Genomic DNA, 19,785 nt, shown 5'->3' on the forward strand with positions numbered 1-19,785 from the left:
AAAATTGCGATGCAATTTTTTAACGGTTCTCGGGGTCTATAGCTCAGTTGGTTAGAGCACTGCCTTGATAAGGCAGGGGTCATAAGTTCAAGTCTTATTAGACCCACCATTTAACCAGAGGTTAAATGCTTTAGAATTTACTTCGTAAATTCTCTTGCGCTCGGGCAAAGCGATGCTTTGCTGATCCTTGCTCAGGGGCCATAGCTCAGTTGGTAGAGCGCCTGCCTTGCACGCAGGAGGTCAGGAGTTCGACTCTCCTTGGCTCCACCATAATTAGCTTAACGTAATAAAGCAGACAGAGTAATTTAGTAAGTGTATTGAGAGATTACTTCAATCTGTTTTATCAGAAATCACGACCTGACGAAGGTCTGATAATTCAATAACAACATAGAGAAATGAGTCTGGGTTAATTATCAAGTTCCAACGAAGATAATTAACCTTAGTAATCAGCCAATCAGACCCAAAGAAATGATTGGAATAACTGATTACTTAAAAGTAAAGAGAACTGAATCAAGCGTAAACATAGGTGAAGATCGTTACCATTACCTATACGACCCTTTAGGGTTGTATAGTCAAGTAATGAAGTGCACATGGTGGATGCCTTGGCAGTCAGAGGCGATGAAAGACGTGACAGCCTGCGAAAAGCGTCGGGGAGGCGGCAATATCCTGTGATCCGGCGATATCTGAATGGGGAAACCCACTTGTCATAAGACAGGTATCGTAAATTTATTTACGAGGCAAACCGGGAGAAGTGAAACATCTCAGTAACCCGAGGAAAAGACATCAATAGAGATTCCCCTAGTAGCGGCGAGCGAACGGGGAGGAGCCGACTGATTATAATTTAGAGGAATGACTTGGAAAGGTCAATCGTAGAGGGTGATAATCCCGTACTCGAAAGGTTATAAGAAGCATATTAAGTAGGGCGGAACACGAGAAATTCTGTCTGAAGATGGGGGGACCATCCTCCAAGGCTAAATACTCCTGACTGACCGATAGTGAACCAGTACCGTGAGGGAAAGGCGAAAAGAACCCCTGTGAGGGGAGTGAAATAGAACCTGAAACCGTGTGCATACAAGCAGTCGGAGCGGACATGTTCCGTGACGGCGTACCTTTTGTATAATGGGTCAGCGACTTATATTCTGTAGCAAGGTTAACCGAATAGGGGAGCCGTAGGGAAACCGAGTCTTAATAGGGCGTCTAGTTGCAGGGTATAGACCCGAAACCGAGTGATCTATCCATGAGCAGGTTGAAAGTGACGTAACAGTTACCGGAGGACCGAACCCACTGTCGTTGAAAAGCCAGGGGATGACTTGTGGATAGGGGTGAAAGGCTAATCAAACTCGGTGATAGCTGGTTCTCCCCGAAAGCTATTTAGGTAGCGCCTCGGACGAACACCATTGGGGGTAGAGCACTGTTTCGGCTAGGGGGTCATCTCGACTTACCAAACCGATGCAAACTCCGAATACCGATGAGTGATATCCGGGAGACAGACGGCGGGTGCTAACGTCCGTCGTCAAGAGGGAAACAACCCAGACCGCCAGCTAAGGCCCCAAATTCCTAGTTAAGTGGGAAACGATGTGGGAAGGCACAGACAGCTAGGAGGTTGGCTTAGAAGCAGCCACCCTTTAAAGAAAGCGTAATAGCTCACTAGTCGAGTCGGCCTGCGCGGAAGATGTAACGGGGCTCAAACTAGGAGCCGAAGCTGCGGATTTAATTGTTTCAATTAAGTGGTAGGGGAGCATTGTGTAAGCCTGTGAAGGTGTGTTGTAAAGCATGCTGGAGGTATCACAAGAGCGAATGCTGACGTGAGTAACGACAATGCGAGTGAAAAGCTCGCACGCCGGAAGACCAAGGGTTCCAGTCCAACGTTAATCGGGGCTGGGTGAGTCGACCCCTAAGGCGAGGCCGAAAGGCGTAGTCGATGGGAAATCGGTTAATATTCCGATACTTGTTTATGATGCGATGGAGGGACGGAGAAGGTTATGCCAGCTTGGCGATGGTTGTCCAAGTGGAAGGATGTAGTTAGGTTTAGTAGGCAAATCCGCTAGACTATTAATGAGATCTGATAGCAAGCTGTACTTGTACAGCGAAGTGGCAAATACCCTGCTTCCAGGAAAAGCTTCTAAGCGATAGTCATAAAGAAATCGTACCCTAAACCGACACAGGTGGTCAGGTAGAGAATACCAAGGCGCTTGAGAGAACTCTGCTGAAGGAACTAGGCAAAATGGTACCGTAACTTCGGGAGAAGGTACGCTGCCGATGGTGAGTAGACATGCTCTACAAAGCTATTGGCAGTCGCAGATACCAGGCCGCTGCAACTGTTTATTAAAAACACAGCACTCTGCAAACACGAAAGTGGACGTATAGGGTGTGATGCCTGCCCGGTGCTGGAAGGTTAATTGATGGGGTTAGCGTAAGCGAAGCTCTTGATCGAAGCCCCAGTAAACGGCGGCCGTAACTATAACGGTCCTAAGGTAGCGAAATTCCTTGTCGGGTAAGTTCCGACCTGCACGAATGGCATAATGATGGCGGCGCTGTCTCCAGCAGAGACTCAGTGAAATCGAAATCGCAGTGAAGATGCTGTGTACCCGCGGCTAGACGGAAAGACCCCGTGAACCTTTACTACAGCTTTACATTGAACTTTGACCTTACCTGTGTAGGATAGGTGGGAGGCTTTGAAGCAGGCACGCCAGTGTCTGTGGAGCCATCCTTGAAATACCACCCTGGTAATGTTGGGGTTCTAACTCAAGCTTAACAGAGCTGAGGACAATGTATGGTGGGTAGTTTGACTGGGGCGGTCTCCTCCTAAAGAGTAACGGAGGAGTACGAAGGTGCGCTCAGAACGGTCGGAAATCGTTCGAAGAGTATAAAGGCAAAAGCGCGCTTAACTGCGAGACCCACAAGTCGAGCAGATACGAAAGTAGGTCTTAGTGATCCGGTGGTTCTGTATGGAAGGGCCATCGCTCAACGGATAAAAGGTACTCTGGGGATAACAGGCTGATACCGCCCAAGAGTTCATATCGACGGCGGTGTTTGGCACCTCGATGTCGGCTCATCTCATCCTGGGGCTGAAGCAGGTCCCAAGGGTATGGCTGTTCGCCATTTAAAGAGGTACGCGAGCTGGGTTTAGAACGTCGTGAGACAGTTCGGTCCCTATCTACCGTGGGCGTTGGAAATTTGAGAGGATCTGCTCCTAGTACGAGAGGACCAGAGTGGACGAACCTCTGGTGTTTCGGTTGTGACGCCAGTCGCATTGCCGAGTAGCTATGTTCGGATGGGATAACCGCTGAAAGCATCTAAGCGGGAAGCCCACCTTAAGATTAGATTTCCCTAAAGAGCCGTTGTAGACTACGACGTTGATAGGTTGGGTGTGGAAGCACAGCGATGTGTGTAGCTAACCAATACTAATTGCTCGTTTGGCTTGACTATACAACGCCTAAATGGCTTTGTAGGTAATAACGATTATCACCTCGCTTGATATAGCTGATACTTTACTTCTAAAACAACTCATTCCTCTATCCCCCTTTGCTGACGATAATAGCTTGGAGGTCCCACCTGATCCCTTCCCGAACTCAGAAGTGAAACTCCAATGCGCCAATGGTAGTGTGGTTCGCCCATGTGAGAGTAGGTCATCGTCAGCTCCCTATCCTAAACCCCCCTTACTGATGTAAGGGGGGTTTTGCTTTGGGGTTGATTAATACGTTTTGTATATTCTTGTGATGCTAGTTTTATTCTTTTATGTATGCTGCATTAATAACCTACTTGTTACATAGCTTTACGTATTTTCACATTGTGGATTTCTAAATTCTATATACTGATTACATCAATGTCGATCCTTTTTCAAGCTAGGTAAACATTTGATATTTGCTAAGAAATTACAAATATAATTAAAAGTTTAGGATAAAAAAATGACACAAAAGCCCGTTAAGTCAGAGCCAAATATGAATACTCAGCAAGGAAATGCAGGCGAAACTCATCAACAAGCTGATGATAACTCAACTAATTTAACCACGCAGCAAGGGATTGTTATTGCAGACAATCAGAATTCGCTAAAAGCGGGTCGTCGTGGACCTGCATTGCTAGAAGATTTTATTTTACGCGAGAAAATTACCCATTTCGACCATGAACGTATTCCAGAGCGTATTGTGCATGCGCGAGGTAGTGCAGCGCATGGTTATTTCGAGTTGACTGAGTCATTAGAACAATATACTACTGCTAAAGTGCTTACTGAAGTAGGTGAGCAAACACCTTTATTTACCCGTTTTTCGACGGTAGCGGGTGGTGCAGGGTCGGTTGATACACCGCGTGATATTCGCGGTTTTGCCGTCAAAATTTATACTAAAGAGGGAAACTGGGATTTGGTGGGTAACAATACCCCAGTATTCTTTATTCAAGATGCTATTAAGTTCCCAGATTTGGTGCATGCCGTCAAGATGGAACCGGATCGTGGTTTCCCACAAGCTGCCTCAGCGCATGATACTTTTTATGATTTTATTTCATTGAGTCCAGAAACATTGCACAATTTCTTGTGGGCAATGAGCGATCGCGGCATTCCACGCAGTTTGCGTATGATTGAAGGCTTTGGCATTCATAGTTATCGCTTTATTAATGCCCAAAGTGAAAGCACGTTTGTACGTTTTCATTGGCGTCCACGTCTTGAACTGCAATCGCATGTATGGGATGAAGCGGTAAAAGTGGCAGGTGCTGACCCTGATTATCATCGCCGTGATTTATTTGAAGCATTACAACAAGGTGATGAGGTTGTTTGGGATTTTGCTGTTCAGTTGTTTACCCAAGAACAAGCGGATGAATTCCCTTTTGACCATCTAGATGCTACCAAGCTTATTCCAGAAGAGTTGGTACCACTCAAAGTAGTTGGTAAGATGGTGTTAAACCGTTATCCTGATAATTTCTTTGCGGAAACAGAGCAAGTGGCTTTCTGCCCAGCAAACATCGTCCCAGGTATCGACTTTAGTAATGACCCATTGCTACAAGGTCGTTTATTTAGTTATCTTGATACCCAGCTGTCGCGTTTAGGTTCACCAAATTTTGCGCAGTTGCCAATTAATGCGCCAAAATGTCCATTGCATAATATGCAGCGTGATGGTCATATGCAGATGCAAATTCCGAAAGGTCGCGTCGCTTATGAACCACAAAGTTTGGAACCAGAAAAACCGCGTGAAAATCCCGCAGTAGGTTTTAAATCATTTGCTGAGGATTTAAGCCAAGGCAATGATACAGTTAAAGGTCGTATCCGTGCAGAAAGCTTTGCTGACTTTTATAGTCAACCACGTATGTTCTATCGTAGTCAAACCTCCATTGAGCAGGCGCATATTGCTTCAGCGATTGTGTTTGAGCTTTCAAAAGTTGAGACGCCCTATATCCGTGAACGCATGGTTGCGCAGTTGTTAACGGTTGATGAGACATTGGGCAAACGCGTTGCCGATGGGTTAGGGATGAAATCAGTGCCAAAACCGATTGAGCCGACGGTTCCGGTGCAAGATTTACCATTATCACCAGCTTTACAGTTGATTGGCAAAGCCAAGCCAACGCTTGAAGGTCGTAAAGTGGCTATTTTAGTCGCCAATGATTCAAATGCAGAAATGCTTGAAAAATATAAAGCGGCGATTACAGCAGCAAAGGCAGTACCGTTTGTAGTAGCGCCAAAAATTAGTATTACGTTAAACAATGGTGAAACTATTGCGGCTGACGGTCAATTGGCGGGTTCACCTTCTGTATTGTTTGATGCAATCGTGAGTATCATTATGCCAGAGCAAGCGAAAAAACTAGCTAAAGTGAGTGAAGCGATTGCGTGGTTTAAAGATGCGCATGCCCATCTAAAAGCGATTGCTTATTGCGGTGCGACGGATGAATTTATTCTAATTCCTCAGCATATTGAGAAAGATGCCAGTGTGGTGGCTTTAAAGGAAATAGATACCTTTATTGAGAAGGCCAAATCGCGTGAATGGGATCGTGAACCTAATGTGCGTGATTTAGCATAACTCAACTCATTAACCTCTCAACAAAAAAGCTAGCTTAATAATAAGCTAGCTTTTTATTTATTTGGCGGAAACGGAGGGATTCGAACCCTCGATACGCTATTAACGTATACACACTTTCCAGGCGTGCGCTTTCGACCACTCAGCCACGTTTCCAATCGAGTTGCAACGCCAAAATATAGGGAATCGCAAAACGGACGCTTATTTTACCCAAAATAATGCCAAATGTCATGTATAATTAATCAATTTTCATCGATGCCTAGGGTTGATAAGTTATAGCGTATGAGTTGTTATCAGCGTTTTTCCCATAAATCACTATCACAGACACTAGTAGCGATGGGTTTATCCCTATTGCCCTTATGGGCACATTCAAGCACCGCTTTAGATTATCGTAAACAGCATCTCAATCAATGTGGCAATAGCTATGCTAACCAACAAAGTCCGCAGCCACTCTCGAATCAACCACTTGAGATTTATTATCTATGTCTAAATGGCTTTGCTGTGGGGTATTCGTCACTCAGTAAAACCGCCTTGTGGTCAGCGGAGTATTTGACGCGCGCGCGTATTGAAAAAGCGAGTGAACTACCAAGGGTTGATAATTTTCACGAAGAAAGTCAGCTGCCTAATCGGGTTAAAGGCTATTTAGCTGATTATCGCAACGTACCTTATGATCGTGGGCATCTAGCGCCGAATGCAGATATGAGTACGCTTGAATCACAATATGACAGTTTTAGCCTTGCCAACATTGTACCGCAAAATCCTGTCAATAATCGTAGCACTTGGCGAGACATTGAGTCCCGTACTCGTTATCTAGCGATTAAACACAATCGTATCTATGTGGTGACAGGGGTGGCTTTTATCAGTAATCGGGTTAAGAAAATCAATAACAATATATTAGTACCTAGTCATCTGTACAAAGCGATTTATATTCCAAGTTTACAACAAGCAGGGGTCTATTTTGCACCTAATGATGATAGTCAGCGAGTGGAAATCATTAGTTTGGATGAATTGGCGGTAAGAATAGGCGTAGATGCCATGCCAGGGTTATCAGGGAAGGTACAAAAAACGGCAATGACACTCCCTATCGATGACTATTCGAGCACTACAAAAAACAAAAACACCCCAAAATCAGAACCCGATAACCAGCAAATTTTATTAGTCATAGTTAATTTAGTCTTGACCATTTTTGAATGGATAATCAGCCTATTTAAGTCCTAAAAATGGTAATTATACACAAATGACTGATTGGTCAGTTTACACTTTTAGGATTTTTCAGAAAAATAATTATATAAAAATCAATAACTTAAAATATAAAAAATGAGAAATTTTGCCCTGTAAGGATGTAGAAAACTATTAGTAACTTTTGCGTATTAAAAAATATCTTTACCTCAAAACCATTTTGGCTATAATGATTGTCAATGGCACTGCATCTCACTTCCCTTACTTTTTTGCAGTGCACTACAGAAGGAACTGTTATGAAAATTTCTCTTAAATCAATCAGCGTTGGTGTTGCTCTTTCTACTTTAAGTGTTGCTGCTATGGCTGCCGATCCAATTGTGGGTACTTGGCAAACTTATGAAGACAATCAACCAAAAGCCCAAGTTCAAATCTCACAAACAGGTGGTACTTTCACCGGTAAAATCGTTGCGGGTAATACTGAAAAAGCAAAATCTTTTGTTGGTAAAACTGTGTTAACAGGCGTTAAAGCAGCGGGTAATGGCAAATATGCCGGTAAAGCAAAAGACCCACGTTGGGGCTTTGGGTTAGGCGCAAATATTTCAGTAAGTGGTTCAACCTTGACTTTATCTGTTCCAGTCAAAGGCAGCCAAACTTGGAAAAAAATTAAATAATCGCTCCTGATTTGAAATCTCAAAAAAGCTAGATATCACTATCTAGCTTTTTTATTTGTCCAATCGCAAGTTTTGTAGAGTCTTTTAGTATAATTATATAAAAAAATAGGCTGATTGAATCAGCCTATGTTTATCATTCTTTGTCTATTCGATACGTTCGCCATGTACGGCTAAATCAAGACCAGTGTATTCATCTTCATCAGTGACACGTAAGCCCATGGTTAATTGAATCACTTTAGCAATAATGAAAGTCACAATAGCGCAGTAGATGATAACCGCAAACACGCCTTCTAATTGTACCCACACTTGACCCATAGTCGATAGAGCCAGTGGTTTGCCAGTGATAGCAGGGCTCACAAAGACACCTGTCAATATGGCACCGACGATGCCACCAACACCATGCAATCCAAACGCATCCAAGCTATCATCGATTTTTAACAGACGTTTGAGGTAGTTGACTGCATAAAAGCAAACCAATGAGGTGATGATACCAATCGCTAATGCGCCTGCTACCGTCACAAAACCTGCCGCTGGGGTGATACCGACTAGACCTGCTACTGCGCCTGATGCACCGCCCAGTACAGAGGCTTTACCACGGACTAATTTTTCGATGGCAAACCAAGTTAATGCCCCTGCCGCTGCCGCTACTTGCGTGACGAGTAACGCATTACCTGCTAATGCATTTGCCGCCAACGCACTACCGCCATTGAAGCCAAACCAACCTACCCAAATCAAACCCGTACCAATTAAGGTTAAAGCCAAGTTTGAAGGCGCCATTGGGTCACGGTTATAGCCATTACGTTTACCTAAAACCGCCGCCAATACAATACCTGCCACACCGGCATTAATGTGCACGACCGTACCGCCTGCAAAGTCTAGCGCACCATCTGCCATCAACCAGCCGCCGCCCCAAACCCAGTGGCAAATCGGTGCATACACCAATAATACCCAAAGGGCAGTAAACACCATGAAGCTACTAAATTTGATACGTTCAGCAATCGAGCCTGCTAAAATTGCCACAGTGATAATGGCAAAGGTCATTTGAAAAGTGACAAATAACAGGGTTGGTACGGTACCGGTTAAATCACCTAGCCCGATATTAGATAACAATGCATTATCAAAACCGCCAACAAATTGATTAAAATCGCTGCTACCAAACGCCAGCGAATAACCCAACACAATCCAAACAATAGATACTAATGCGGTGGCACCATAACTGTGTGCCATTGTCCCTAAAATGTTCTTTTTGCGCACCATGCCTGAGTAAAACAATGCCAACCCTGGAATAGTCATTAGTAGCACTAATGCAGTCGAAATTAATACCCAAGCGGTGTCGCCCGCATTTAGCGTAGGCGTGTCAGCAGCATGAGCCACCAATGGAGATAACAACAATAACGATAAAATTGATTTAGTAGATACTAGTGGCTGTGAAAATTTGGCGAAAGCTGCCCTTGTAATGACGGCATTCATCGTAACCCCCTTAAAATTATTTGAGATAGTCGTTAAGCTGCTTGATAGGTCTTGGTTAATTTTTAAAGGATGGTCGACTTTAAAATTTAACAAGCGTTGCCACAACGACAGTCATGATAGTGTTAGATAGCATTAGCGCCCGTTTCACCAGTACGGATACGAATTACTTGTTCTAATGGTGATACAAAGATTTTGCCATCACCGATTTTGCCCGTGCTAGCCACGCGAGTGATAGCTTCAATCGCTGCATCAACCATTTCGTCAGTCACTGCAATTTCTAACTTAACTTTGGGCAGGAAATCAACCACATACTCAGCACCACGATACAATTCAGTATGACCTTTTTGACGGCCGAAACCTTTTACTTCGGTAACTGTGATACCTTGCACACCAATCTCAGAGAGTGACTCACGTACATCGTCTAGCTTGAACGGTTTTAAGATAGCCGTAATTAATTTCATAATAATTTCCTTTTAAGTGCCGCTTATGGTTGGGTTAGTTACTATCTGCTGTAGTGGCTTAATAGCGATTACCCTAAACAGCATTCGTATAGCGAGTTGAAAATGGTAGTTTCGATAATTCAAAAGCTATGCCAACTTTCAGAAATGTCCTATTTTTAAGGGGGTAAAAAATACAACCTATTGAAAATAAAGCAAAAACTTTTTTGTGGTTTCAATGCGACCATCACACAGAAAGCGTAATTTTATTATAACGAAAAAATAAAAATTCCTCTAATGTAAATCAGTTATTGCACCAAAAAGGTTATTTGGGTGCCATTAACGATTTTGTAGATAATTTTTAGAATTATTTTAATGATTGGCGATAAAAACAAAAAAATTGCACTAAAAAAGTGCATTTCACTGACTAAAATTGTTAGATTTGTTGGGTAGTACAGATAAAAAGTATAACCTCATCACAGAAATCATGGCATTTAAACCGCCTTTTATTGCGGTCATTACAAAATATGAAAACTCACATTTAATCGCAAAACTTTTTGTCATAAAATGGTATGATAGAAAACGTTTTTTAGCTTATGCGGCAAGTATTGTTACTGCCTTAGTTAGCGGTACCTTTATTTAAGTGTTACAAGTTTAAGTATTATAAGTTTAAGTGTTACAAGGAATTCTCGTGAGCCAACTTTCTGCCACTCAATCAGCCGTTTCACCTGCTTCAACCAACCAAAGCATGCCATCAGCATCGAGCATGATTCAACGTGGCAATGGATTACAAGTGGTGGTTGGACTTGGCAAATCAGGCTTGTCGGCAGTCAACTATTTACACGCGCTTGGCTACCCCGTAGCTGTCACCGATGCTGGTCTGCCCAAACTTGCCGAGCATTTACCAACCGATATAGTGACCAAGTTTGGGGCATTAGATGGCGAGCTGTTAGCAGTGGCAGATCGCATTATCATCAGTCCTGGTATCGACCCTTATCTGCCGGTGTTTGATGGCGCACGTGCGAAAAAAATCGCAATTGTCAGTGATATTCAATTGTTCCATGAGGTAGCTAAACAGCGAGATATTCCGATTATTGCAATTACCGGCTCTAATGCCAAAAGCACCGTCACCACCCTGGTTGGCGAGATGGTCAAAAATGCGGGGTTTAAAGTCGGTGTCGGTGGTAACTTGGGAACGCCCGCGCTTGATTTGCTACTTGAGCCCATACAGATGGCGGTGCTTGAGTTATCCAGTTTTCAACTACAGACTACCACCAATTTGGCCGCCAAAGTAGCCACCGTGCTTAACATGTCGCCTGACCATCTAGATCGCCATGGCAATATGCTCGGCTATCACCAAGCCAAACACCGAATATTCCAAGGCGTGCAATCCATTGTGGTCAACCGCGAGGACTTGCTTAGTCGTCCGTTGGTAGCCGATGATATGCCCACCATTAGCTTTGGTAGTAACGCACCGGATATGAATCAGTACGGATTGATAAAAGATAGCGATGGTGAAATCTGGTTAGCACGGGGTCGCGAGCGGTTACTCAATGAAAAAGACGTACCGATCAAAGGTGAGCATAATTTGATGAATGCACTGTCAGCCTTAGCAATTGGCGAGCTCGCAGGTCTGCCGCTAGAGAGTATGTTAACCACATTAAAAAACTTTGTTGGGCTGCCACATCGCTGTGAATTTATCACAACCACCCACCAGCTTGATTGTTTTGACGACTCCAAAGGCACCAATATTGGCTCGACCATCGCGGCAATTTTGGGGCTAGGTAAAGTATATGCGCCCAAAGGCAAAAAACTTGCAGTGATTTTGGGCGGGCAAGGTAAAGGTCAAAACTTTGCTGAACTGGCAAAACCCTTGATGAATTATGCGCAAGCGGTGTACTTTATCGGTGAAGATGCCGATAAAATCGCGGCTGATTTGGCATCAGCGGGGTTAGATGCTCACAATCCTGCAGGGATTGTGTTAACCAAATGCCAAACCTTGGAACAAGCGGTCAATCAAGCTTGGCAAGACCAGCCAACATTCCCGGCTTTAGGCGTATTGCTGCTATCACCTGCTTGTGCAAGTTTTGATCAGTTTAGTGGCTATGTGGAACGTGGACAAGTTTTTCAACGCTTAGTCAAACCCCAATAATCATTCGCTAGTGTATTTTTAATATTTAGGTTGTGTTATGCCCGCGCCCCATTCGACTTCTTCGTCACTTTCTTCATCCCTCTCAGCTAACAGCGTTTCTGCTAAGAAAAGCCGCCAGTGGATTCCGCCCATCAATTCGGTGCTATTGACCACGGTAGCAACCATCATGGTATTTAGTCTGTTGATGGTGGCGTCCGCATCAATACCTTTTGCACAAACCAAAAAACTGGGTGATTTTTACTTTTTTTACCACCAATTGGCGTACATGGGAATCGGTGCAGTTCTTGGTTTACTGGTATATTTTATCCCGCTTCGCAAGACGTTTCGCTTAGATTTTATTATGTACGCGCTGTTGGCTTGTCTGTTGCTGATTATTTATACTCTAATCGGTGGGTCAGTGATTAACGGTAGTAAACGCTGGATTGAACTGGGGGGTATCAATTTTCAACCCTCTGAATTGGCAAAATTGTTGATGATTTTGTACACCTCAGATTATCTGGTGCGCCGATCAGAAGAAATTCGTAACCATTGGAAAGGCTTTTTACGACTAACACTGATAGCCATGGGGCTGATCTTATTTATCATGTTGCAGCCTGACTTTGGCTCGGTAGTGATTATTGCGACCTGTATTGCGGCGATGATTTTTGTCGGCGGCTTACCCATGCGCCAGTTTTTTATCATCATGGGTGCCATGTTTTTGGCAGGTACCATGGCGATTATGGGGGCAAGTTACCGACTAAAACGGGTAACCTCGTTTTTAGATCCGTTTGATGACTTAAAAAATAGTGACTATCAGCTAGGTCGCAGTATTGTAGCCTTTGCCCGCGGTGAGTGGTTTGGTGTCGGTTATGGGGAAAGTATCCAAAAACTCTCCCATTTACCGGAGGCGCATACCGACTTTTTACTAGCGATTACCGGTGAAGAATTAGGCTTAGTGGGTGTGTCGTTTTTACTGGTGTTACAAATTATTTTGGTCACCACGGTTATGCGCATTAGCTACCAAGCGCTAGCTCGGCACCAAACACGCTTAAGCTATTTTGCGTTTGGGGTGGGTATTTTGTTCTTTGGGCAAATTTTTGTCAATGCCGGCATGACTATGGGGATGCTACCTACCAAAGGGTTGACCATGCCATTTTTTAGCTATGGTGGTTCTTCTATGGTGGTTAATCTGATTATCGTCGGATTGTTGATGCGAATTATCAAAGAAAGCCCAACGATTCCTGCCAATCAATGTCGTTATTATTAACAGGTTGCCAAAAGGTTTTGTAAACTATCGACTTCAATACGCTGTTTGCCTTGCAGCGGCGTATGATTCCATTGGCAAACCGCCTGCTCGAGCATCGAGGTTGGTTTGTCCATATCAATCGGTGGCTGTTGTAATAATTGCAGTGCGGTCTTAATAAGTTGGGGTGCAGGGTAGGATTGAATCGGCTCGGCGAGCGTTTGTTTAGACAGTTTTTGCCCTTGTGCATTCACCAAAATGGGTAAGTGGTAGTACTGCTTGATAGGGGGAAAATTTAAATAATCGGCAATGACCATTTGCGGTATCGTTAATGGTAATATATCCAGACCTCGCACGATTTGATTGACGCTTTGTTGCGCGTCATCAATTACCACCGCAAGCATATAATTAATCATGCCTTTGCTGGCTGTTTGAGCCTTTGAGAAAGACCGCCCAATGTGCCGCCTTCTGACCACAATATCACCCTGTTCTCGTTGCGGATTGCCTGAAACCACCCCTTGCAGCTGATCGAAAAAAAGCATTGGGTTATCTGGCATCACTAAGCGAATGGCATGATCGCGCGATAGCCGCTTATGGACACAGATTCTAGGATAAGGGTATTGGGTGTTGCGGTGGGCGAGTTGATAAGTTTGCAGGGATTTACGACTGCAATCACAGCCATAACTGACTGCTTTTAGCTGCTCATCCAATAACGCGTGATACGTGTTTAGGTGTTGCGACTGGTAACGAATGTTACCATCCCAGTGCAAACCCAATCGCTCTAAATCTGCTAAAATCAAATCGCTAAATTTTGGATGACAGCGCTCAGTATCAGTATCTTCAATGCGTACTAGCCACTTGCCTTGCGCTTGCTTGGCGATACAGTAACTGGCAATAGCAGTCACCAGTGACCCCAAATGCAAAGCTCCCGTCGGAGAGGGAGCAAAGCGACCAATAACAGGAGACGGTGATAAATTAAGCATGACCCCATGCTTGTTTTTCTTTAATCTCTGATAAGGTTTTGCAATCGATACATTGGGTCGCGGTTGGACGGGCTTCTAAACGACGCAGACCAATCTCTACACCGCAAGTCTCACAAAAACCGTAGTCGCCACTGTCAATCTCAGCAATCGATTTATCAATCTTGCGAATCAGTTTACGCTCACGGTCACGCGTGCGCAGTGCCAACGCAAACTCTTCTTCTTGGGTAGCGCGGTCATTAATATCAGGCATCGCCGTTGATTCATCTTGAATATAAGATTTGGTTGATTCAGCTTCGCTAATTAACTGCTCTTTCCAATCTAATAAAATTTTTCTAAAATGCGCAAGCTGTGCGTCATTCATATATTCTTCTTCAGCCGCTGGCTGATATGGGGTAAAGCTTAATTCACGTTCATTTTGGGCAGATGCCATAGCTAATTCCTTTAAAAACCGATAGTGATACAATTTTAAGTTTACAATTTCATTACGAGTTCAGCACTTAAGCCAATGACATCGCGTTATTAACGCTTTAAACACTGCAATTCGTCAGTATATGAAATCAAACTAAAATAAACGCTAAAACCTTAATAAACAAGCTAACCAAACTTTCACGACATTAAGTTTATGAACATAAGTTCAACAACCATGAAAAATTAGTCAGATAGTATCTGTTCTTTTGATACCAGTTGCAAGTAACCCATTGTTATATAAATTTATCCAACGTAAACCAGGCGCAATTTCATCAATGGTATAATCTTTACACAAGGGTTTAAACTGTAGGCTGGTCGATGGGCAGCCAAACACAGATGTCCCATAAGTAATCTTATGCATTTCTTGGTGAATATGACCGACGAATATAGCTTTAATGCGGTCTAGATACGGCATTACGACTTCCCAAAAACGGTCCGCATTGATTAGGGTATATTCATCAAGCCATGTTGAATCGATTAACACCATCGGATGATGACAAAAAATTGCACAAGGGCGACTGGCGTTTGCTAACTGTTGCGCCAGCCACAGCAATGTCTGCTCGTCAATTTTGCCATGACTATGCCCCTCACAAGAGGAGTCTAATAACAGTAAGTCCCAATAATCGGTGGCAATACTATAGCAGTTTTGCAGGCGAGTATCTGCTTTGACTGGCAAATGACGGCGCTGGGCAAAAGGTAGATGATTATCAAGCTCTAGGGTCACATCATGATTGCCTGGAATGGCTATAAACGGAATGTCGACGTCGTCTAAGGTTGCAAATAAACGGTCATAATTTTGTGGGGTAGGTTCATGGCATAAATCCCCCGTAAGTACCAATAAATCAACATCATCGCGCTGTTGTCGGACCAAGGATAATACCGACTCAAATGTGTCTGCGGTATTAACGCCATTCATTAACTTATTAGGGTCATCAAAGAGATGCAGATCACTTAATTCAATGATTGAAAAATAATCAGCATGGTGTTGTGATATCGAACTTGGAAGTAACGTCACTCAGTTATCCTTAGAATAATGACGGTAATCGTGGCAGTACAACTTTATCAAACAACGGTTAATTGACTTAAGTCAATCAAATAAGGCATGTTTTATATCACAAATGCTCATAATTGACAAACACAATAGCAAAATAATTTTTGGCAGAGTCTCATTCTAAGCATTCGATAAAAAAAGGTGACTATTGGCAGCGCTCACAAACACCTGAAAGCTCAATAATACTCGACTGAGTGGCAAAACTGGTCGATTGCTCAACCTCAGTTAGCATGGTTTGGATAGATGGGTGACTAAACTCTTGTACCTCGCCACAGCATCGACAGACCAAAAAAGCGGCAACATGGTGATCGGTGGGCTGAGAACAAGCAAAAAATGCCTTGCTGGAATTTAATTGATGAATCAAGCCATGCCTGAGCAAAAACTCCAAACTACGATATACAGTTGGCGGTGCGACGACTTTTTCGCTCGCTGCTTGCAGTAAATCCAATAATTCATACGCCCCAATAGGTTGCGCGGCAAGTAGAATCAAACGATACACTTGCTCTCGCAGCGCAGTAAAACGTAAACCTTGCGCTTGGCAATCTTGTTTTATCTGAGCAATCTGTGCTTCAATCTGCTCGGCCGTCATTTGCGGCATACACATGGACATAGATAGATGGCGACAATTTGCGTCGTAACTATTGGCTGATTGAATAGAATTTCTAGCTGATTGAATAGAATGTTGGGTCATATCAAATAAAATCATCAATAACTATCAAATTACTTTAGCATGAAAACCGCATAATTTGTCTGAGAAATTAGCGGTTCGGCTATAAAAATACCTGGCAATATAACACGTCTAATAACACACTATTCATAATGACTGGCGATTAACATCAGCATAGATAAAACAACCTTTAGCCAAATTTTTAATCAAGATTCTGCTATACTACTTTCATCATTCCTGCCCATAATCAGCCAGCCCTTATTTTGCTATGTCAAAACCTGCCAAGCCATTTGACCCACAGTCTATCCAACAATCCATCAACAAGCAGTCGTGGCTGATACTTGGGCTGGTTGCCATCGGGATTGTATTAGATGTTTGGCAAGGGAATAGCCAGTATACCGTGAGTAAAAATCTGCTAGCAGGTAGTGTGCTAGGGTGGGTGAGTCAAATCATCTTTGCTAAAATTTCCCTGAGCAAATCAGGCTATCAGCAGCGTCGTCAAATTGTTCATCGTTTTTACCAAGCGCATATGGCAAAGTGGATGTTGACGATTGTTGGGTTTGCACTGATTTTTCTGCTATTAAAACCGCTAAACGCCATTGCGGTATTCGCGGGCTACTTAATTTTGCAAATGAGTTACCTCATTATCACTTACCGAAATCCTTGGTAAAAAAAGGCTATTTACAATTATTTGGTAATAACAGAAATAACCTAAACTAAATCACAAATAAATCCATTTAATCCTTTACAAAAAGGTAACAGTTGAATTAATATAGTGAAAATTTTTTAAAGGTGCGATTGCTCAGCGCTAATTGACTAAAAAGAATTAGTTTTCAAGCAATTGCATATATGTTTTACTGATGACCCACTTATTTGAGTCAAGCAAAACACAGTAGGTCGATAGCCTATATTATTACGTTGATAAACAATCCGTTTATTCACGGTTCATCACCTTAGTTAAGCAGATTGCTTAAACGCCTCGATGTGCCTTTGACGTCATGTTTGCACTTCTCTTTGAGTATCATCAGCTCAGTTAGATACGATTATAGTGTTAAGTTACAAATTTTTGTGATTAGACAAAATATCTGACGCTAACTCCCTCTATTATCGGCTCAATATAAAAAAGAAGTTAAGATTATGGCAGAAGCAAACGCAGAAATTACTTCAAATGAGTATATCAATCACCACTTGACAAACTGGACTTTCGGTAATCACCCAACAGAAGGTTGGATAGTTGCCGAAACCAAACAGCAAGCTTCTGAAATGGGTTTCAATGCGATTCATTTAGACTCAATGCTGTGGTCGATTGGTTTAGGGGTTCTTTTTTGTGCCATTTTTTATATGGTGGCAAGAAGAGCGACCTCGGGTGTACCCGGCAAAATGCAAGCTTTTATTGAAATGATTGTGGAGTTTGTTGATAGTAACGTTCGTGATACTTATCATGGCACATCAAAGGTTATTGCGCCATTAGCACTGACTATTTTTGTGTGGATTTTCTTGATGAACTTCATGGATCTTCTGCCAGTTGATTATTTGCCTGTCATTGCACAAAAAATTGGTGGTCTGCTAGGACATAACCCACACCATGTTTACATGAAAGTCGTACCAAGTACTGACCCAAATGTGACGCTTGGTATGTCGTTCTCAGTATTTGCACTGATCATTTTTTATAGTATTAAAGAAAAAGGTTTTGGCGGTTTTATTGGTGAATTAACCCTTCATCCATTTAGCGCAAAAAACCCAATCGCTAAAATCTTATTGATTCCAGTGAACTTTATCCTAGAGTTTGTAACTCTAATCGCAAAACCTATCTCACTTGGCTTACGACTTTTTGGTAACATGTATGCTGGTGAATTGATTTTTGTGTTAATCGCCCTTATGCCATTCTGGATTCAATGGGTGTTATCAGTACCGTGGGCAATCTTCCACATTTTAGTAATCACTTTGCAAGCGTTCGTTTTCATGATGCTAACCATTGTCTATCTTAGCCTTGCATCACAAACTGAACATTAATTTCAAAACAGTAATGAGGATACATCAATGACTCTAGAAGGTATGACCGTTCTTGCCGTTGCTTTGCTAATCGGTTTAGGTGCACTAGGCACAGGTATTGGCTTTGCAATCTTAGGTGGCAAATTCTTAGAGGGCGTCGCTCGTCAACCAGAACTAGGTTCACAATTGCAAACTCGTATGTTCATCGTGGCAGGTCTTCTTGACGCCGTACCGATGATCGGTGTTGGTATTGCAATGTTATTGTTATTCGCAAATCCTTTAGCAGGTTAATAGGTACACTATCAGTACAATGTCCACATCATCTTATGTGGACAAGGATTGAAGAAACTTAATTAACGAGGGATTCTAAGTGAATATCAATGCAACCCTAATTGGACAATCGATTGCATTCGCCATCTTCGTGATGTTTTGCATGAAGTTTGTGTGGCCGCCTTTGGTTGCTGCTATTTCGGATCGCCAACGTAAAATCGCAGATGGCCTAAATGCTGCCGAAAAAGCCAAAGCAGACTTAGCAACTGCATCACAAGCTGCAGAGCAAGAGCTTATCGCAGCAAAAGCAAAAGCCGCTTCACTCATTGACCAAGCGAACAAAAGCGCCAATCAAATGATTGAAGATGCCAGAGTGCAAGCACAAGTGGAAGGCGAACGTATTCGTCAGCAAGCGCGTGAAGCAATTGATCAAGAAATTAATAAAGCCCGTGAAGGTTTACGCGCGCAGGTTGCAGAACTTGCCGTACTCGGTGCCGAAAAAATCTTACAAGAAAAGGTCAATCCAGAAACTCATGCCAATATGTTAAACCAATTGGCAGCCAAGTTATAAGTAGCAACCGTACAGTGAGGATATGATGGCTGATTTATCAACCTTAGCAAGACCCTATGCAAAAGCAGCATTTGATTATGCTAAAGAGCACACGTCAGTCAATGAGTGGCAAGATTACTTAAACGTGATGAATGCCATCGTTAGTGATAAAGCATTTGCCGATTACATCAATAATCCAGCAGTTGCTGCACAAGCTAAAATCGCTACTTTAAAAGACCTTTATAACCAAAGTTCACCTGAAGATAGCAATACCGTGTTTAAAACTTTAAGCACTGCTATTGAAGGTGGGGCACAAGCAGATTCCAATGCTTTTGTTAATTTTTTGACGCAACTTGCAGAGCAAGATCGTTTGGCATTATTACCCAGTATCAATGAGCGTTTTGGTTTATTGAAAGCCGCTGATGCAAAAGAAGTTCATGCATATGTCACGTCGGCATATCCATTAACGCAAGTGCAAGAGCAACTCATTGAACACCGACTTGCTACCTCCCTAGGCGCGAAGGTCGTACTACATATCAATGTAGACCCTGCGCTAATTGCAGGTGTGACGATCAAGGTCGGTGACAAAGTAATCGATGACTCTGTACGTGGCAAATTAAAACAGTTAAAAACACAGCTGACGGCATAAATTTCAACAAAATTGATTCTAGTCA

Annotated in this window: 16 protein-coding genes, 3 tRNA genes and 2 rRNA genes; 14 read left to right on the plus strand and 7 right to left on the minus strand. The window is 42.9% G+C overall.

The features are described 5' to 3' along the window. The first annotated feature begins 32 nt into the window (after positions 1 to 32). From LAJ61_RS05535 to LAJ61_RS05555, 5 genes are all read left to right on the plus strand, one after another. A tRNA-Ile gene (locus tag LAJ61_RS05535) sits at positions 33 to 109 on the plus strand. A gap of 85 nt (positions 110 to 194) precedes the next feature. Next, positions 195 to 270 (plus strand) — tRNA-Ala (locus LAJ61_RS05540). Positions 271 to 570: 300 nt separating this feature from the next. After that, positions 571 to 3,429, plus strand: a 23S ribosomal RNA gene (locus LAJ61_RS05545). Between the two features lie 98 nt (positions 3,430 to 3,527). Then, positions 3,528 to 3,641 (plus strand): 5S ribosomal RNA (rrf, locus tag LAJ61_RS05550). A 267-nt stretch (positions 3,642 to 3,908) separates the two neighbouring features. Then, positions 3,909 to 6,002 (plus strand): catalase, encoded by a 2,094-nt coding sequence (locus LAJ61_RS05555; RefSeq protein WP_224053123.1) that lies wholly within the window; start codon positions 3,909 to 3,911, stop codon positions 6,000 to 6,002. 62 nt (positions 6,003 to 6,064) lie between these two features. On the opposite strand, the gene LAJ61_RS05560 is transcribed toward LAJ61_RS05555, so the two are convergent. After that, positions 6,065 to 6,155: transfer RNA gene (locus LAJ61_RS05560), tRNA-Ser, on the minus strand. A 126-nt stretch (positions 6,156 to 6,281) separates the two neighbouring features. Here LAJ61_RS05560 and LAJ61_RS05565 point away from each other — a divergent pair. After that, a complete protein-coding gene (locus tag LAJ61_RS05565; RefSeq protein ID WP_224053124.1) occupies positions 6,282 to 7,217 on the plus strand; it encodes a DNA/RNA non-specific endonuclease in 936 nt (311 codons plus the stop codon). Between the two features lie 200 nt (positions 7,218 to 7,417). Beyond that, complete coding sequence (locus LAJ61_RS05570) at positions 7,418 to 7,849, plus strand: DUF2147 domain-containing protein (protein ID WP_224053125.1); 432 nt, start codon at positions 7,418 to 7,420, stop codon at positions 7,847 to 7,849. Between the two features lie 144 nt (positions 7,850 to 7,993). Here LAJ61_RS05570 and LAJ61_RS05575 read toward each other — a convergent pair whose 3' ends face one another. Beyond that, positions 7,994 to 9,319, minus strand: coding sequence for an ammonium transporter (locus LAJ61_RS05575; RefSeq protein ID WP_204155165.1), 1,326 nt, complete (start codon positions 9,317 to 9,319; stop codon positions 7,994 to 7,996). A 122-nt stretch (positions 9,320 to 9,441) separates the two neighbouring features. Further along, positions 9,442 to 9,780: a P-II family nitrogen regulator gene (locus LAJ61_RS05580; RefSeq protein ID WP_007115809.1), complete on the minus strand. Its 339-nt coding sequence runs from the start codon at positions 9,778 to 9,780 to the stop codon at positions 9,442 to 9,444. A gap of 742 nt (positions 9,781 to 10,522) precedes the next feature. Here LAJ61_RS05580 and murD point away from each other — a divergent pair. Together murD and ftsW are read left to right on the plus strand one after the other, a co-directional pair. Further along, positions 10,523 to 11,908: a UDP-N-acetylmuramoyl-L-alanine--D-glutamate ligase gene (gene murD / locus LAJ61_RS05585; protein WP_224054815.1), complete on the plus strand. Its 1,386-nt coding sequence runs from the start codon at positions 10,523 to 10,525 to the stop codon at positions 11,906 to 11,908. Positions 11,909 to 11,945: 37 nt separating this feature from the next. Beyond that, positions 11,946 to 13,154 carry a putative lipid II flippase FtsW gene (gene ftsW, locus LAJ61_RS05590; RefSeq protein WP_007115813.1) on the plus strand — a complete coding sequence of 403 codons (1,209 nt, stop codon included), beginning with the start codon at positions 11,946 to 11,948 and terminating at the stop codon, positions 13,152 to 13,154. Here the strand turns inward: ftsW and gluQRS are convergent. The 4 genes from gluQRS to LAJ61_RS05610 form a co-directional block, all read right to left on the minus strand. Continuing rightward, on the minus strand, positions 13,151 to 14,113 hold the full coding sequence (gluQRS, locus tag LAJ61_RS05595; protein ID WP_224053126.1) for a tRNA glutamyl-Q(34) synthetase GluQRS: 963 nt from the start codon (positions 14,111 to 14,113) through the stop codon (positions 13,151 to 13,153). The genes ftsW and gluQRS overlap by 4 nt on opposite strands. Then, positions 14,106 to 14,543, minus strand: a complete 438-nt coding sequence (dksA, locus tag LAJ61_RS05600; RefSeq protein ID WP_036594643.1) for an RNA polymerase-binding protein DksA — start codon at positions 14,541 to 14,543, stop codon at positions 14,106 to 14,108. The genes gluQRS and dksA overlap by 8 nt, the downstream gene beginning before the upstream one ends. A gap of 225 nt (positions 14,544 to 14,768) precedes the next feature. Next, positions 14,769 to 15,596, minus strand: coding sequence for a metallophosphoesterase (locus LAJ61_RS05605; protein WP_224053127.1), 828 nt, complete (start codon positions 15,594 to 15,596; stop codon positions 14,769 to 14,771). Positions 15,597 to 15,777: 181 nt separating this feature from the next. Beyond that, positions 15,778 to 16,323 (minus strand): Fur family transcriptional regulator, encoded by a 546-nt coding sequence (locus LAJ61_RS05610; RefSeq protein WP_224053128.1) that lies wholly within the window; start codon positions 16,321 to 16,323, stop codon positions 15,778 to 15,780. A 244-nt stretch (positions 16,324 to 16,567) separates the two neighbouring features. Between LAJ61_RS05610 and LAJ61_RS05615 the strand changes: the two genes are divergently transcribed. From LAJ61_RS05615 to LAJ61_RS05635, 5 genes are all read left to right on the plus strand, one after another. Further along, positions 16,568 to 16,969 (plus strand): ATP synthase subunit I, encoded by a 402-nt coding sequence (locus tag LAJ61_RS05615; protein ID WP_224053129.1) that lies wholly within the window; start codon positions 16,568 to 16,570, stop codon positions 16,967 to 16,969. Between the two features lie 467 nt (positions 16,970 to 17,436). Next, a complete protein-coding gene (atpB, locus tag LAJ61_RS05620; protein WP_224053130.1) occupies positions 17,437 to 18,312 on the plus strand; it encodes a F0F1 ATP synthase subunit A in 876 nt (291 codons plus the stop codon). Between the two features lie 27 nt (positions 18,313 to 18,339). After that, entirely contained in the window at positions 18,340 to 18,582 is a 243-nt protein-coding gene (gene atpE / locus LAJ61_RS05625) for a F0F1 ATP synthase subunit C (RefSeq protein WP_007115820.1), read from the plus strand. Between the two features lie 79 nt (positions 18,583 to 18,661). Further along, positions 18,662 to 19,132, plus strand: a complete 471-nt coding sequence (locus LAJ61_RS05630) for a F0F1 ATP synthase subunit B (RefSeq protein WP_036594652.1) — start codon at positions 18,662 to 18,664, stop codon at positions 19,130 to 19,132. Positions 19,133 to 19,157: 25 nt separating this feature from the next. Further along, the gene (locus LAJ61_RS05635) at positions 19,158 to 19,760 is read left to right on the plus strand and encodes a F0F1 ATP synthase subunit delta (protein ID WP_224054816.1); all 603 of its coding nucleotides are present in this window, start codon (positions 19,158 to 19,160) and stop codon (positions 19,758 to 19,760) included. Positions 19,761 to 19,785: the final 25 nt, after the last annotated feature.

Origin of the sequence: Faucicola osloensis, from assembly GCF_020041925.1 — a bacterium.
Taxonomy (GTDB): Bacteria; Pseudomonadota; Gammaproteobacteria; order Pseudomonadales; family Moraxellaceae; genus Faucicola; species Faucicola osloensis_D.